This is a genomic window from Paenibacillus sp. J22R160 (assembly GCF_059692135.1).
Map to the genome: position 1 here is coordinate 132,902 of NZ_JCAUAU010000008.1, position 16,011 is coordinate 148,912.

10 protein-coding genes are annotated in these 16,011 nt (G+C 49.7%); all 10 read left to right on the forward strand.

What is annotated here, in order from left to right; genetic code table 11:
• The first annotated feature begins 124 nt into the window (after positions 1-124).
• The 10 genes from AC58UW_RS18765 to AC58UW_RS18810 all read left to right on the forward strand — a co-directional run bounded on the left by AC58UW_RS18765 (position 125) and on the right by AC58UW_RS18810 (position 16,008).
• Positions 125-1,708 (forward strand): extracellular solute-binding protein, encoded by a 1,584-nt coding sequence (locus tag AC58UW_RS18765; RefSeq protein ID WP_497422135.1) that lies wholly within the window; start codon positions 125-127, stop codon positions 1,706-1,708.
• A 92-nt stretch (positions 1,709-1,800) separates the two neighbouring features.
• Positions 1,801-2,841 carry a response regulator transcription factor gene (locus AC58UW_RS18770; protein ID WP_497422136.1) on the forward strand — a complete coding sequence of 347 codons (1,041 nt, stop codon included), beginning with the start codon at positions 1,801-1,803 and terminating at the stop codon, positions 2,839-2,841.
• The gene (locus AC58UW_RS18775; RefSeq protein WP_497422137.1) at positions 2,838-4,685 is read left to right on the forward strand and encodes a cache domain-containing sensor histidine kinase; all 1,848 of its coding nucleotides are present in this window, start codon (positions 2,838-2,840) and stop codon (positions 4,683-4,685) included. Before AC58UW_RS18770 ends, AC58UW_RS18775 begins: the two co-directional genes overlap by 4 nt.
• 477 nt (positions 4,686-5,162) lie before the next feature.
• Entirely contained in the window at positions 5,163-5,930 is a 768-nt protein-coding gene (locus AC58UW_RS18780; protein WP_497422138.1) for an SDR family NAD(P)-dependent oxidoreductase, read from the forward strand.
• Positions 5,927-7,942, forward strand: a complete 2,016-nt coding sequence (locus AC58UW_RS18785; RefSeq protein WP_497422139.1) for a heparinase II/III domain-containing protein — start codon at positions 5,927-5,929, stop codon at positions 7,940-7,942. Before AC58UW_RS18780 ends, AC58UW_RS18785 begins: the two co-directional genes overlap by 4 nt.
• A 17-nt stretch (positions 7,943-7,959) precedes the next feature.
• Positions 7,960-10,263 (forward strand): DUF4962 domain-containing protein, encoded by a 2,304-nt coding sequence (locus AC58UW_RS18790; RefSeq protein ID WP_497422140.1) that lies wholly within the window; start codon positions 7,960-7,962, stop codon positions 10,261-10,263.
• Positions 10,264-10,866: 603 nt separating this feature from the next.
• Positions 10,867-12,213 carry an extracellular solute-binding protein gene (locus AC58UW_RS18795; protein ID WP_497422141.1) on the forward strand — a complete coding sequence of 449 codons (1,347 nt, stop codon included), beginning with the start codon at positions 10,867-10,869 and terminating at the stop codon, positions 12,211-12,213.
• Positions 12,214-12,310: 97 nt separating this feature from the next.
• On the forward strand, positions 12,311-13,201 hold the full coding sequence (locus AC58UW_RS18800) for a carbohydrate ABC transporter permease (RefSeq protein ID WP_497422142.1): 891 nt from the start codon (positions 12,311-12,313) through the stop codon (positions 13,199-13,201).
• 56 nt (positions 13,202-13,257) lie between these two features.
• Positions 13,258-14,100: a carbohydrate ABC transporter permease gene (locus tag AC58UW_RS18805; RefSeq protein WP_497422198.1), complete on the forward strand. Its 843-nt coding sequence runs from the start codon at positions 13,258-13,260 to the stop codon at positions 14,098-14,100.
• A 141-nt stretch (positions 14,101-14,241) separates the two neighbouring features.
• The gene (locus tag AC58UW_RS18810; RefSeq protein WP_497422143.1) at positions 14,242-16,008 is read left to right on the forward strand and encodes a sensor histidine kinase; all 1,767 of its coding nucleotides are present in this window, start codon (positions 14,242-14,244) and stop codon (positions 16,006-16,008) included.
• Positions 16,009-16,011: the final 3 nt, after the last annotated feature.

The window sequence follows — 16,011 nt, forward strand, 5'->3', positions numbered from 1 at the left end:
TTTTGACAACATTCTAAAAAAAAGACAATTCGAACTAAAGGCAGCCCATATCGACAAATTGTAAACGCTTTTACAATGAGTGTGTAAAAGGTCATATTTTAGCGAATGAAAAGAGGGGTATGAAATGAAAAAATGGATTCCCACGACAATGGCTGCAGTTCTCTTGGCCAGTACGTTGGCAGCTTGTTCTTCTAAGCCAGCAGAACAACCGACATCCAGCTCAGCAGCTAACGGGGCTAGTGCAAAGCCGGCAGAAAAGACGAAGTTCTCCATCTCCTTGCGTACACTGGCATTTGGGCATGTGGAGAAGTCGCCTGATATCAATCAAGATAAATGGGTGAAGAAACTAGAAGAATTAACGAATTCCGATATGAATATCGTGCTTGTTCCGCACAAAGAATATGAGCAAAAAATGATTCAAATGTTTGCGACCAACGACATTCCTGATGTTGTCCAAGGCAGCGGCGGTGTGAACGGGAAAGAGATGGCAGGTTCCGTCAAAGCAGGCGTATTCATGCCGCTGGACGACTTGCTGAAACAATACGGTCCGAACTTGCTGAAAAAAGTGCCGAAAGACGCTTGGGATAACGTAACGTACAACGGTAAAATCTATGCGATCCCAGAGTACTTGTCCAACCCGTCCCGCCGTGCGATCTTCGTTCGTAAGGATTTGCTGGATAAAGCCGGTCTAGGCGTGCCGAAAACGGTTGATGAGTACATGGCTGTACTTCGCAAGTTCAAAGAAATGGGCGTTGAGAACCCTTACATGGGTCGTGAGAACTTCAAATATGCGGATTCATTCTTCGGAGCCTATGACGTATATCCATACCTCTCCATGTTTGAGAAATCCGGCGATCAAATTTTGCCGAAATTTTTCGACACAGAGAATATGACCAAAGCCCTGCAAACGTACAAAACGATGTTTGACGAAGGTTTGATCAACAAGGAATTCGCAACCATCAACGCAACGGTATTCAAAAACACGATCCTTGCTGGTAAAGCAGGTATGTGGTCCATGAATGCCAATGAAATGCTGCAATGGGAAACACAACTGAAAACGACGGTGCCTACAGGCGATATCGAAATCATCGCATCCCCGACAGGACCAGATGGCAAAGGCGGTCACTACTTGTACGGACCTGCGCCGCGTGCCTACTTCATTAACAAGAATGTGAAAAATGCGGCACAGATCATCAAATTCTACGATTGGATGATGTCTGACGAAGCTGAGAAATTCTTCACATTCGGTATCGAAGGCGACACGTACAAAACGGTAGACGGCAAAGTCGACTACAAAGCGCCAACAGATACGGCTGGTGTTGATGAGGAACGTTACCGTCAATCCTTCTTGTGGTTAGTTCAAGATACAACTTATAATAAAGGCACACTTAGTATGACAGAAGATGGCAAGAAATTGATGAATGTGTATGATACGACTTTGAAAAATGAAGGACGCGATGGCATTAACTTTGAGCCGCGCTTGGAGTCCTTAATGAAAAACCCTGACATTTCACCGCTGTCCGACCAAGCACCTCCTGTTATTCTTTCGCACATGGTCAAAATGGTGTACGGCAAAGAGCCGATCTCCGATTGGCCGAAGGTTCTGGAGGAGTGGAAGTCCAAAGGCGGCAACGATGTGATCAAGGAAGCCACAGAGAAATTCAATAGTAAAGATTCCGGTACGACTGTGTCGATGCCGCGTAAATAAGCTCAAGCATTTGAGCACGACCGACTCCTCACGAGCACACCAGCGCGTGGGGAGCGGGCATTTCAGAAGGGTAAGAAGGGAGCTGCCGCCTCATGTACCGCATCCTCATTGTCGATGACGAACCGATGATACGTAAAGGATTACAAAAACTAGTCGAACAATCGGAGCTGCCGATCGAAAGCCTGCGAACGGCTGAGAATGGTGTTGTCGCGCTGCAGCGGATTCAAGAGGATCGACCGGACTTCCTGTTTACCGATATTCGTATGCCCAAAATGGACGGCTTGGAGCTGTGTGCCCGCGTTGCCGAAATGGATGCGGACATCCAAGTTGTCGTCATTTCTGGCTATAGCGATTTTGAATATGCGCAGAAATGTGTTTCTTATGGTGTCAAAGAGTATTTGCTGAAGCCTGTGAATATCAAAGGTTTTCAGAATGTATTAGAGAAGCTGATCCGTACCAAGTCCAAAGTAAGCTCCGAGTCTTTCGTTGCTGTAACGAAGCTGGAACAATGGGCCAGCCGCATGGAGCATGCGGTCTGGATGCTGCATCAAGCGGAATTAGACAGTTTGCTTGAAGAAGTTTACACAGAGCTTAAAGATTATAAGCTGAAGCTTAACCGGCTTCTCGATATTTTGCAGGAAATTCATACGCTGCTGCACCAGCGTTTGAACGTGCGCGATGTTTATCTCATGCAGGGTGAGCTTGCCTTAACCGGCGCTGCCAGTGAAGAGGAAGCTTGGCTCCGATTCACCCATGCGGTTTTCGGCCATTTGGATGAGCTGAGGCATAAGCGGAAAGGGAAGCTGAAAGACCCTGTGGAGGTAGCAAAGCAATACATTGAGACGCACCTCGCAGAGGAGGTTTCCTTAGAGGAAGTGGCAGAATTCATCGGACTCAACCCGTCGTATTTTAGCCAATTGTTCAAGCAAAACACATCGGAGACGTTCGTACAATACCGCACACGCAGACGCATGGAAAAGGCCAAGAAGCTGCTGGAGCAGCCGCAATGGCGCATCACGGATATTTCGGGAGAGGTCGGATACGCTGACCACCCGCATTTTACGAAAACGTTCAAGAAGTATGAAGGTTGCCTGCCATCCGAGTATCGTCAGCAGATGGGGATTCGTACATGAGAGGCAAGACGCTGTCACGGCAAATTTTTTCCAACTTTCTGATCGTCATTGTGCTCTCCCTCGTATCTGTCGGAGCGTTCTCCTATGTACAGTCTTCCAAGGCGCTGGATGGCCAGGTGAAGCAGTATATGGAGCAAATGATCGATAGCGCCAACTATCAGACGGATAGCTATTTGCAGGCCTATGAGCTTTTGAGCAACGCGTTTTCCTCCAATTCGGATGTGCGGGCATTTATGGAAATCAAACCGGATGATTCGTACGAGTACTATGCATACAGCGAAAAAATCAAGGAATTTGCACGGATTTCGGTAGTTTCCGTTGTTACGTTGTATAAACAATTGAATATGATCTATGCGGTTGGTCAGCATGGGCGCTCGGTTATCTATGAAAATCAGAATTTGCTGAACTTCGATCCCGTGCTGGTGAAAGAAAAGTATGATTATTTGATGAAAATGACGCCGGTTGACGGCAAAATCTCATTACTCAATATGAGCATTCGCGAAGTTGATCAGGGCTCCGTTGTGACGATGGCACGTAAAGTAAGAGGGCCTTCTTACGGGGATGCGAACCGTGGGGTCGTCGCGATCGAGATCAAGCTGGATGAGCTGGCGAAGACATGGGATCGCGTGAGCCTGGGGAAAAAAGGTTTCTTCTTCATCATAGACGATGCTGGAAACTACATCTACCCTCGTTCCATGAGCGAGCGCAAGCCTCAGGACGATTTGGCCTCTCACGTGCTGGCAAGCGGCAACCAGACCTTCCTCTACAAGTATAACGGTGAGGAGCGCATGTTTGTATCGCGCAAATCTGGTTATTCCGACTGGAATCTGGTTGCTTCTATGCCCGTTGATGAGCTCCGGCGTCCTGCTGATACGATTCGTACAACAACGATCAGCGTGGGATTGATTACACTGGCCATTGCGTTATGGCTGGCATCCCGTTTTGGGCGTTCAATTATTGCGCCAATCCGTTGGCTAAAGGATAGTATGAGAGAAACGGAAAAAGGAAACTGGCAGTACATCGATGAATCCGGCCGTACGGACGAGATCGGCGGACTTATTCACAGTTACAACCTCATGGTGACGCGCCTTTCCGATATGATTGAGCGGGTCTATGAGGCGGAGCTGGAGCAACAGAAGAACGCATTGGAGCTAGGGGAGACGAAGCTGGAGCGTCAGCGGGCTGAATACCAGTCGCTGCAGCTGCAAATTAACCCTCACTTTTTATATAACACGCTCGAAACGATTAACTGTTATGCCATTGTTCAGGACTCGACGGAAATAACCGAAATGGTAGAAGCCATGGCGTTCATGCTCCGTTACTCGGTTCAGACCAATTTGGAAGAAATCACAGTAGCCAATGAGTTGAACCATGTTCGCAACTACATGATTGTTTTGCAGCATCGAACGGGTAAAGAGTTTGAAATTGATGTGGCGATCCCGCCATTCCTGCTGCTGGAGAAAATGGTTCGGCTAACGTTGCAACCGCTGATTGAAAATATTTTTCAGCATGCTTTTCCGGATGGCGTCGAGCCGCATCACTTTATTCGTATCAATGCCAAGAAGGAAAACGGCTTATTCCAAGTTTTTGTAGAGGACAATGGCATCGGTATGAAGCCGGATCGACTTGATGAACTGCGGAAGAAACTGGAGCAGAACCGTCTTGCGGAGCCAGAAGAGAACGGCTCGCCTCGGCGTGGCGGCATTGGGCTCATGAACGTGCATCGGCGGATTCAGATGGTGTTCGGCGAGGCTTACGGGCTGTCGATCGACAGCGAGTGGGGGAGCGGAACGTGCCTGACGATGACGATGCCGGAGACGGCTCGGCCGAGGATGCGGAGCTGAGTGAGGGGGCGCGGGCATGGCGGAGCACAGGAGGAGAACGGGCACGAGGACGTTTACGGAGACAAGGCATAAGTGACCGCGCGGACAACCGCGAGCGCCTCGTGAACGCCTTGCGAACGCTAAGGGAAACGACAAAGGTCTGTGGGAACCTCGGCCTTCTGGAAATCGCGACCCGAACCCCGGGGAACGCCGGAACTTGCGGCTCCTGGAACCTCAGAACCCGGAGCCCTTCATTTGGCGAAATAGGAGTCTATAACGTCTCTTATTACGCCATAAATAGCGGGTCGGGTGAGAATAGAAGTCTTTAAAGACTCTTATTCTCCCGAAAACACGCTGAAATCGCTATGCTGATGAGAATAGCAGACTCTAAAGACTCTTATTTCATGCAACTAATTGGTAAAAGGGGGAATAGAAGCCTCCAAAGGCTCTTATTCTCCCATTCAAATATATCTTAAACAACACATGGGAGGAATTCATATGAACATCAATTTAACGGGGAAAATTGCACTGGTAACAGGATCAAACGCGGGGATTGGACGCGCAATCGCACTGGCTTTGGCTAGCAATGGAGCAAAAGTTGGCGTGAACTGCCTGAACAACGTGGCACAAGGGCAAGAAGTTGTCGCAGCGATTCAAGCGGCAGGCGGCGAAGCTGTGTTAGTGCAAGCCGATGTGACTAATTTAGAGCAGATCGACAGACTCGTTAGTGAAGTGGAGCAGGCGCTTGGTGGCACAATTGATATCTTAGTCAACAATGCCGGCCATCTGGTGCAGCGCGTACCGAATTCCGAAATGTTCGAAGAGATGTACGACCGCATCATGGATGTTAACTTGAAAAGCACAGTGTTCATGTGCAAAAGAGTGCTTGCCGGCATGAAAGCCAAAGGCTACGGCCGCATCATCAACATGACATCTGTTGCTGCGCATAACGGCGGCGGACCAGGGTCTAGCGTGTATGCGGCAAGCAAAGCCGCTGTACTTACGTATTCCAAAGGCTTGGCTAAAGAAGTTGCGGCAAGCGGAATTACCGTGAACAACGTATCTCCTGGCTTTATCGGGAACACAATGTTCCACGCGACATTTACAACTGACGCAGCTCGTACTGCGACCATTAACGGCATTCCGCTTCAGCGTGAAGGAACACCTGATGATGTAGCTGGCGCCGTGCTGTACCTTGCTTCCGATTTGGCTGCCTATGTAACAGGTGAAACGATTGAAATCAACGGCGGGATGATGATGCGATGAGTACCGCGCTGAGAACGGACCGAATAGCACATTTATTAAAAGAGGAAATAGACAGGCTGCAGCAAGCAGGCAGCCTGTCTATTCCTAAAGAACCTGGTGGCTGGTGGCACCAGTATGTATGTCCACACCATCACGCCGAACTGGTGTTCGATGATAAGCAAGTAGATGCATCCGAGTTCGCGTGCCCGCACGGCTGCAACATCGAAGGCGAAGCCTATCGCGGCGCTTGGCTCGTATTTAAACATCAATCGCTGGCGCGCGTCGCCTTGCAGGCAGCGGCTGTCTACGCAGCACTGGGAGAGGTTTCCTACGCCCAGCTTAGCAAAAGACTTCTCGTCGAATACGCCGAGCAGTTCCCGCTCTACCCCGTGCATCCAGAAGCGCAAAGCTGGATGCTGAAAGGGCGCGCTTTCCATCAAGCGCTCACGGAGGCAATCTGGTCCACAACCCTGATTCGCGCTTACTTGTTATTGCGCGATAAAGGCGTTGTGTTCGAGGCGAAGGAGCAGGCGGCTATCGACGTCTTCCTAGGCTTGCTTGCCGGGAGTATGGAAGAGTACCGGCACATTCTCATCCATGAGCGGAACAATGCGGAGAACAATTACACCGCTTGGCTGAACGCGTCATTATCTTGCGTCTACGCCGCGCGCGGCGAACAAGCGGCGCTGGAAGCGCTAATTGAAGGCCAAGGCGGCTTCAAGCATCATCTGTCGATCGGCGTGAAACCCGATCAGTTTGAATTCGAAGGAAGCACGTATTACCACGTATTCGTGCTTCGGGCGTATTTGATCGCTGCAGAGATGGCGCAGCGCTTCGGTATTGACCTCTACGCCGTCACAGTCGCAGACGGCCAATCCATGCGCGGCATGCTGGAGGCGCTCGCCGAGCTGGCCGACGACCAGGGCGCGCTGCCTGCCCTGCATGACGGGCCGCTCGCGCGGGCCCCTTATGCCCGCGAGATCGCTGAGATTGCGGAGCAGGGGCTCGCGATCTACGGCATTGCCGGCCTCGCGCCGGTATTGCGCGAAGCCTACCGGCAGCTGGGCGCTGCCGGCGGCGAGCAGCTCGAGGCGCTGCTCTACGGCACTGATGCCCGCACGCTAGCTCTAGCGGCTCCGCGTGCTTCAAGACTGTGGCCGGATGCCGGCTTCGTCATCGGCCGTGTGGCGGGGAACCCGCTGTCGTTCCTCGCCGATTTCGGCGAGCATGGTGGTTCCCACGGCCACTACGACAAGCTGCATCTGACTTTGATGCACCCTGCGCAAACGCTTACTCCCGATTTTGGCATGGTGCCTTACGGCTCGCATATGCGGAAATCGTGGTTTGCCGAAACCGCCAGCCACAACACAGTATCGCTGGACGGCATGTCGCAAGCGCCGCATGAAGGGCGCTGTGTGAGCTATGAGGCATCGAATGAGGGGAAGTCCGTCTACGCCTGGCTGCAATCCACGGGAGCCTATGAAGGCTGTACGATGAATCGTCATCTGCTGCTAACAGCTGAGTGGCTGCTGGATTGGTTCCAGGTTGAGCTAGCCACTGAAGAGCATCGAAGCATCGAGTGGTGGATGCATCCTGCCGTTCAGCCTCTAACAGGAACGCTTGAAGAACGGAATGAGGTCTACACTCTTCGTATTCAAGAGAAGGATGCCTCCGCGATATCTGAGCAGAAGCTGCCGATTATTGGCGGACTGGCGCCGGATGCAGGTCAGCTGCAGTTGTCTTATGCGCTCGGGGATGACTCATTCGTGTACCATGCAGCATTAGCTGAGCAAGGCGATGAAGTACTGGCTGTACATACACCAGGAGACTCTGTCGACCCAAGTCAGCCACTTACGGCAGTCTTGCACCGTCGCAATGATCGCAGAGCTGATTTCATCCATGTGTACCGAGCTGGCGGCAGAGCCGAGCTTACCCGCATTTCCGCACAGGTAATCGAGGTTTCGGTGCCTGGTCAAGCGGGAAGCGCAGTACGTGTCCAATTAACGCAAGATAAAGGCTTAATTTTGATATAGATGAAGGGAGAATCGTTATGACAACTCTGTCGCCATTATACGAACCGCAGAGCGGTGTATTAACCGTACAATACGAACCGAATGAGCAAACTAAACTGTTGGAAAACCCGCCGCGGTTCACGTGGATTCCAGCCCAACTGGAGAATGACCGTTATGTGCTGCAGATTTCGCAGTCGGACGTATTTTCCGAGGCAGACACGCAAACGATCAAGCCGATTCCCTATAATTTATATACACCGGACGATGCATTCCAAGTAGGAACTTACTTCTGGCGCTACGCGCTGATCCAAGAGAATGGCGAACAAACGGCTTGGAGTAAGGTGAGAAGCTTTGAGGTAGGAACGGACCTGCCGGAAACTCCGCTGCCTAGCCGGGAACGCCGTTATGCAGAAGCCTCTCTGCAGCACCCTCGTTTGTGGCTCCAGTCCGCTGAGGTTGAAGCTTTCCGAAGCGAATTGGAAGCGGATCCGACTTATTGCGGCTTTGATGTATTTTACGAGAAGTCTGTGAAGCCGTGGATGGATCGCGAACTCATCGCTGAGCCGCTGCCGTATCCGGGCAACAAACGCGTCGCCAAGCTGTGGCGTCAAATGTACATGGACACCCAAGAAGTCCTATATGCGATCCGTCATTTGGCGGTGGCTGGAACGATTTTGGCCGACGAAGAACTGCTGAACCGCGCCAAAACTTGGCTGCTGCATGTCTGCAACTGGGATGTCAACGGCACAACAAGCCGCGATTACAACGATGAGGCCTCCTTCCGGATGACGGGAGCTATCGCATGGGGCTATGACTGGCTGTATGGACAGTTAACGGAGCTTGAGCGGAAGCTTGTACGAGAGATTTTGCTTGCTCGCGCACGGCAAATTGCTACGCATGTTATTGATCACTCCAAAATTCATCATGTGCCATTTGACAGTCACGCGGTACGTTCACTTTCCAGTGTGCTGGTACCGAGCTGCATTGCCTTATTAGAAGAAGAGCCGGAAGCGCGCGAATGGCTGGATTATACCCTTGAATATTATGCATGCATCTATTCCCCATGGGGCGGGCCGGATGGAGGCTGGGCGGAAGGTCCGATGTATTGGACGACCGGGATGGCCTTTGTTACCGAAGCGATGAACTTGCTGAAAAAATATACAGGCATTAACTTCTATAAAAGGCCGTTTTTTACGAAAACGGGTGATTTCCCGCTGTACGCATTCAGCCCGGATACGCTTCGCGCAAGCTTTGGCGACCAATCCACGCTGGGAGATCCCGTTAGCTTGAAAACAGGCTTCAACATCCGCCAGTTCGCTGGTGTGACTGGGAATGGCTTGTATCAGTGGTATTTTGAGCGTGTGCGTGAGACAGATACCGATTCCGAAATGAAGTTTTACAACTACGGCTGGTGGGATTTCCGCTTTGACGAAATGGTATTCCGTCACGACTATCCGCAGGTGGAAGCTGTCGTTCCAACGGATGCGAATATCGAGCAGGTCAAATGGTTCCGCGACATCGGTTGGGTCGCCTTCCACTCCAATATGGCCGATCCGGAGCGCCACATCATGCTGCTCACCAAGAGCAGCAAATATGGCTCTGTCAGCCATAGCCATGGCGACCAAAACGGTTTCCTGCTGCACGCCTATGGCGAGCCGCTGGCTATTGAGAGCGGCTACTACGTGGCGTTTAGCTCCACGATGCACATGAACTGGCGCAGGCAGACGCGGTCGACGAACAACATTTTGATCGACGGCCTTGGTCAATACGCGGAGAAGAACAAAGTGCTGAATATGGCGGCGAGCGGGGTCGTTGAAGTGGCTGAGCAGCGCAAAGGCTATGGATACTCTCGCAGCAATGCCACAGCAGCGTATAAGGAGTACGTTCCTTATCTGGACCGCTACGTACGCGAGTTGTACTTCTTTGGGACGTATGTCGTCGTTGTGGATCACATTGATTTGGCGCAGACGGGCTCCGTAGATTGGCTGTTCCAGACCTTGTACGAAATGAAGCTGAACGGACAAACCTTCAAAGTCCAAGGCCGCAAAGCCGATATGGACGGCCGCTTCGTCTATTGCTCCTCTGGCGAGCTAGAGCTTACACAGCATGAAGGCTTCACGGATGTAGATTTGAGCGAGATCGAAGGCTTGCCGCTGCACTGGCATCTCAAGGCAACGACGAAGCCGGCGCGCAGCCACCGGATTGCCACGCTCCTTGTGCCGATTAAGCATGGCGAGCCGAAGTATGTGTCCTATTTCATGGACGATCAAGGGTTTGACACGCATATTTACTTTACGGAAGATGGCGTGACTCATCGTGTTGAGGTCCCTAAGGCTTACTAGGTTTGTGCACTTATTTATTAGATCGACTCTCCTTTGCCGGCTTGGCGGGAGGGTCTTTTTTTTATTTAGTGGGAACTAGGATCCTCTATTTCTAAGAAATCAGCATTTTGGCTGGTGGAGGGGAACTATGGTCCTCTATTTCGTCAATTTTGGCGTGGAGACAGCATTTTTAGGCGAAATAAGACCCTGTAGTTCCGCTTATCCATGAAATCGCCGTATTTTTGATAAATAGCGGCCTGTAGTTCCCATTTTCAGAGGTTTGCTGTGACAGGCTCATCAATAGAATTCCATCTCACAGCATCCTTGTTACACCCGCCCCGCAGTCCAATAACGCCTCAACACTCCGCCCTTTATCGCTGCCATCATCCCCACATCTTACCGACGTCCGCACCTAACTCTAATCCAAAAGCCGGGGTATCCTACTGAATACCTGTACCTATCGCAGGGCCTTCCCCAAGCCCTCGAAGAAAACGGTGTGTGTGTGTGCTAACTTAATCCTATAAAAAGTAAACATATATCCTAAAGTTCACACATTGTAAGGGTTGCCAATTTCGAGCGATAATAAGGGCATCAAGATCACCAAACAAACGAGGGGGATTCACATTGATTAAAAAATATAAAGGTCTTCAATTAACAGCAGCAGGCTTACTGGCTATCTCGTTAACAGCATGTGGTGCAGGCGGCAGCACAACGACACCGGCACCGGGCGCGAGCGCAACAACAGCACCTAGCGGTGGAAGCACAACGAAAGAAAATGTAACCATCACGTTCCAAAACATATATCCCGATCCGACAGATCCGAAAAACGGCATGTTGAAAAAGATCGTGAACGACTACCAAACGAAAAACCCGAACATCAAAATCGAGCTTGATTCCCTTAACACGGATCAACAAAAGCTGAAGCTCAAAACGCAAGCAGCTTCCAAAGAAGTTCCGGATATCACAATCGTGAATCCATCCGCTCAAATGAAACCTTTCGTAGACGCAGGATTGTTCGCGCCGCTGAACGATATGGTCGAGCAAAACGGTCTGAAAGGCACGTTCCAAGAAGGTATTTTGAACTGGTACACATTCAACAACAACATTTACGCATTGCCTGATGGTAACAACATCGGTCTCGTTTACTACAACAAAGACTTGTTCAAACAAGCTGGCGTTGAAGTGCCGAAAACATTCGAAGAAATGGTTACAGCTGTAAAAACACTCAAAGGCAAAGGCATTCAGCCAATGGCTATCGGTGAAAAAGATTCCTGGACAGGTTCCTTCTTGTTCATGAACGTGCTGCTTCGCACAAATGGCGGCCCTGGCTTCTTGCAAGCTGTTGTTGACGGCAAGAAAACATTCGCAGACCCAGCATTCACGGACGCAGTAAGCAGCTTCCAAGACTTGGTTCAGGCTGGCGCATTCCAAGAAGGCGCAACTTCTTTTGACTACAACGCAGGTGAAAACTTGTTCAAAACAGGTAAAGCAGCTATGTACTACATGGGTTCATGGGCAACAGGCGGTATCGAGACTTCTTCCGTTAACGGCAAAGTTGGCGTATTCAAGTTCCCAACAGTTAAAGGCAAAGGTAACCCTGACGAGTTCATGCTTGCACCAGGAAGCGCGTTCGCGGTATCTGCAAACAGCAAACATTTGAAAGAAACCAAAGATTTCTTGAACTACTTCATGCTGAACTTCCCGAAAGAAGCATTCGCGGTTAAAGGCGCAGTTGGTATCGCTCAAAAAGTAGACGGCGACTTCAAAGCTGCTGGATACTCCGATATGGCGATGGAAGTACTGGGTATGTTCAAACAAGTTAAAGGCGGCGACCTTGCGTTCGATAACACGATGAACCCAGGAACAGCACAAGGCCACTTAACAAGCATCCAGAACCTCTTCGTACAGAAGAAAGATCCTGCTGAAGTTGGCAAAGAGCACCAAACAGCTTACGATACGAACAAAAAATAAATAATCATTTAGCAGCCAACTCGGAATTTATCCTAAGCGCCGCAAGGGTGTAGAGGGTGAATTCCGATTGGTATATCTCATGAAGGAGGCGAGCCAAGTGAATGTGTTAAGAGTCTCCAAGTGGACGATTGCCATGTTTGTACTGCCATGTTTGTTGATTTATGTCTGTCTCGTTTTTGTACCCATTCTAGTCTCGTTATATAGCGGACTGCTGGATTGGAACGGGATCAGCGGTGCAAAATTCGTTGGTTTGGATAATTTCCGTAACTTGTTATTTCATGACCCTGTGTTTTGGCCATCTGTGAAACGGACCTTAATGTTTGCCGTATTTTCAATGATTGAAATTCCAATTGCCTTAGGCGTAGCTATTCTCTTGAACCGATTTGTCAAAAAGCCGAATTTCCTTGTTTCCGCGTACTTCTTGCCGGTTATCTTGTCTGTCGTTATCGTCGGACAACTGTGGAAAACGATTTATAACCCTGCCGCAATGGGCGGTATGCTTAATCAAGTATTGGACATGTTGAATTTACATAGCTGGTCGAGATCCTGGCTAACCGACCCGAAGATTGCTATGTATTCCCTTTATTTCGTGGCCTTGTGGCAGTACTTGGGGTACCACACTTTGATCCAGTTCACCGGTATTCAGAACATCCCTGCCGATATTTATGAAGCGGCGCGAATTGATGGAGCGGAGGGCCTTAAAGCCGACTGGTATATCACTTTCCCTATGAATATTCCGATTTTCAAAATATCGATCGTCCTTGCCTTTATCGGCTCGTTACAAGCGTTTGACATGGTCATGGTTATGACCGCAGGTGGTCCTGCCCATGCCACAGATGTAATTTCTACGCATATGTACAATATGTCGTTCCTATCCATGAAGTATGGGTATGGCAGTGCGATTGCCGCCTTCTTAGTTGGCTTATGTCTGATTGCAACTGTGATCATCAATGGTATTTTTAATCGATTAGAAAGAAGATTTACTTAAGGAAGGGGAGTGTCACCATGGAAAACGTCAGGAAGGCAGCCTTGGCTGCACCTGCAATGATTCGGAGACGCAAAAGCTTCTCTATCCTGAAAGTTCTTGTCATTGCACTTTTGTCATTGCTCGTAGTTACACAAGTATATCCGCTGCTTTGGCTGTTCATTTATTCGTTAAAAACCAATGAGGAAATCTTGTCCGGGCGGTTTTTCGCACTGCCGCAGGTGCTTCAATGGAAGAACTTCTCCGCCGCTGTAGAGGCCGGTCATTATTTTCAGTATTTGAAAAACAGTCTATTCGTCACATCCGTCACCATGGCCTGCGTCATCTTCCTTAGCTCCTTGGCGTCCTTCGCCATTACGAGATTTAAGTGGAAATACGGCCAAGTCGTCATGATCATCTTCCTGATCGGGATGATGGTACCGATGCAAGCGACGTTGCTGCCGCTGATGATTATTTTCAAAAACTTGCATGCCTTGAACACGCATCTCTCGATCATCTTGCCTTACATCGCTTTTCAGACGCCGATTGCGGTCTTTATTCTCAGCGGCTTCATGAAATCCATCCCGGCTGAGATCGAAGAGTCTGCTGTCGTAGACGGCGCCGGGGTTTTTCGAATCTTCGGAAGCATTATTCTTCCGATTTCGATTCCCCCAATGATGACGGTATGTATCCTAACATTCATCAATATATGGAACGAGTACATCCTTGCGGCGACGTTCATTTCGTCCGAGCGGCTCAAAACGCTGCCTTTCGGAGTGAATAGCTTCGTCAGTCAGTATTCGGTTAATTACGGGGCAATTGGGGCGTTTCTCGTATTAGGCGCGCTGCCTGTCATTATCATTTATTTCTTATTGGCTGATAAAATTACAAAAGGTATGGTAGCGGGAGCGGTGAAGGGTTAACTTCACCCCTCGCTTTTTGCTGTTTAGGAAGCAGCCTGTGATATGATAGCCTGTAACGACGAACGAAAGGGGACCGATTTCGAGGTGACACGGGGCTTTCATTCTATTCATAGCCGGCTGTTCTTGCTCTTTATTTCCTGCATGCTGGTTCTCTTAACCTTGGTAAGTGTGCTTTATTACAAGAAAACAACGGACATTATTCATAGCAAAATCAGTGATTTGGCGGAGAAAAATATTTCCCAAACTGTAGGCTTGTTTGATTTGCTGCTTCAGGGTTATGACAGCATTACAAAATCGCTCAACAGTAATTATGAGATGCTAAGATTAATCCATGACCGTGATATGAGCAAAGATGAAGCGGTCAATATTATTAATGAGCGCACCATTACGAATATTTTGGGAGCAGCTTACTACTCGAGGGATGATATTGTCGGGATTCATATCATTACGAATGCAGGCAAAAACTATAATTATGAACGCGGCTTCGATAGCGTCATTAATGCCGACTATGCCAGCACAGCCTGGTATCACAAGCTGCAGGACTCTTCGGGCGAAATGGTTTGGCTCGGTCTCTCCAAAGGCTCCATCATCAACCGGTTCCAGCAAGATTCCGTTTTCGTATTTGGACGCAAGCTATACGATTTAACCGACCATCGATTAATTGGAGTTCTGGTGATTGAAACGAACCCGCAGCCGATTCTGGCGGCGCTTTCGAACGTGAGGATCTCCCCGAACAGCCAAGTGTATATCGTTGACCGGGAAGATCATATGATTGCCTCTACCGCGGGGGAGAAGAGCAGTCCGCCTTCTTTCGGAGGGCTGCCGCGTCCGCAAAGCAATGAAATTATCGTGGACGACCGAACGGAACAGCTGATTGTCTCTGCCAAAGCGAAGATGTCCGATTGGACGGTATTCGGTTTAACCCCCAAAGGTGATATTAACTCAGAGGTTGTGAAAACGAGAGAGTACCTGTACCTCGTGATTCTGGCGCTAGTTTTCCTATCCTTGGTGCTTGCGAGTATTATTTCCCAGAACATTTCCTCACCGCTTAAGCTTTTAATCCGGGAGATGAAGCAGGTGGAGATGGGGAATTTCAAAGGTTCAGTGACGGTCAAGTCGTTCGAAGAAATCAACTCGCTCGTGTCTTCCTTTAACCGTATGGTGTATCGGATGGATGAGCTTATTGAACGCATCACGCTCGCCACCGTGAGTGAGAAGAATGCGGAGCTGCAGGCGCTGCAATCTCAAGTCAATCCTCATTTTCTCTATAATACGCTGGATATGATTTATTGGATGTTGGATGAGCGGGAGAACGACCGTTTGGGTAAAGTTATCTTAGCCTTATCCCATATGTTTCGCTATAGCAGCGACTGGCAGGAAGCCTCGAAGACAACCCTTCGCCAAGAGCTGGATCAAATGCGTCATTATATGACGATCATTGAGAGCCGGTTAGAAGGCAGAGTCAGCACCGTACTGGACGTCGCGCCGGAGTGTCTGGACGTTGTCCTGCCGAAAATGACCCTTCAGCCGATCATTGAGAATGCTGTTAAATATGGGCTGGAGCCACTCGCTCGGCCTGGTGTGCTTCGGGTCTACACGGAGATCAGAGAGCATGAGCTGCGGATTGTGATTGCGGATAACGGTGTCGGTATTGAGGAGAACACCCTCCAGTGCATCCAGGACCAGCTCATCAAGGACGCTTCGGACATCGACGGGGCCATGGCTTCATTGCGAGCTCCACAGACGTCCGACGCATCTGGTCAAACAAGACGAGGCATAGGGATTACCAACGTGCATCGCCGCATCGTTCTTATGTTCGGAGATAGTTATGGACTCCGTATTCATAGTAAGCAGGGGGAAGGAACGACCGTCATCATTGCGATGCCGCTTCCTCGGAAAGGAGAGTAAAAC

Bases quoted from the DNA above. Each gene is read 5' to 3' on its own strand.
- AC58UW_RS18765 (WP_497422135.1), top strand. From the start codon at position 125: ATGAAAAAATGGATTCCCACGACAATGGCTGCAGTTCTCTTGGCCAGT.
- AC58UW_RS18770 (WP_497422136.1), top strand. From the start codon at position 1,801: ATGTACCGCATCCTCATTGTCGATGACGAACCGATGATACGTAAAGGA.
- AC58UW_RS18775 (WP_497422137.1), top strand. From the start codon at position 2,838: ATGAGAGGCAAGACGCTGTCACGGCAAATTTTTTCCAACTTTCTGATC.
- AC58UW_RS18780 (WP_497422138.1), top strand. From the start codon at position 5,163: ATGAACATCAATTTAACGGGGAAAATTGCACTGGTAACAGGATCAAAC.
- AC58UW_RS18785 (WP_497422139.1), top strand. From the start codon at position 5,927: ATGAGTACCGCGCTGAGAACGGACCGAATAGCACATTTATTAAAAGAG.
- AC58UW_RS18790 (WP_497422140.1), top strand. From the start codon at position 7,960: ATGACAACTCTGTCGCCATTATACGAACCGCAGAGCGGTGTATTAACC.
- AC58UW_RS18805 (WP_497422198.1), top strand. From the start codon at position 13,258: ATGATTCGGAGACGCAAAAGCTTCTCTATCCTGAAAGTTCTTGTCATT.
- AC58UW_RS18810 (WP_497422143.1), top strand. From the start codon at position 14,242: ATGCTGGTTCTCTTAACCTTGGTAAGTGTGCTTTATTACAAGAAAACA.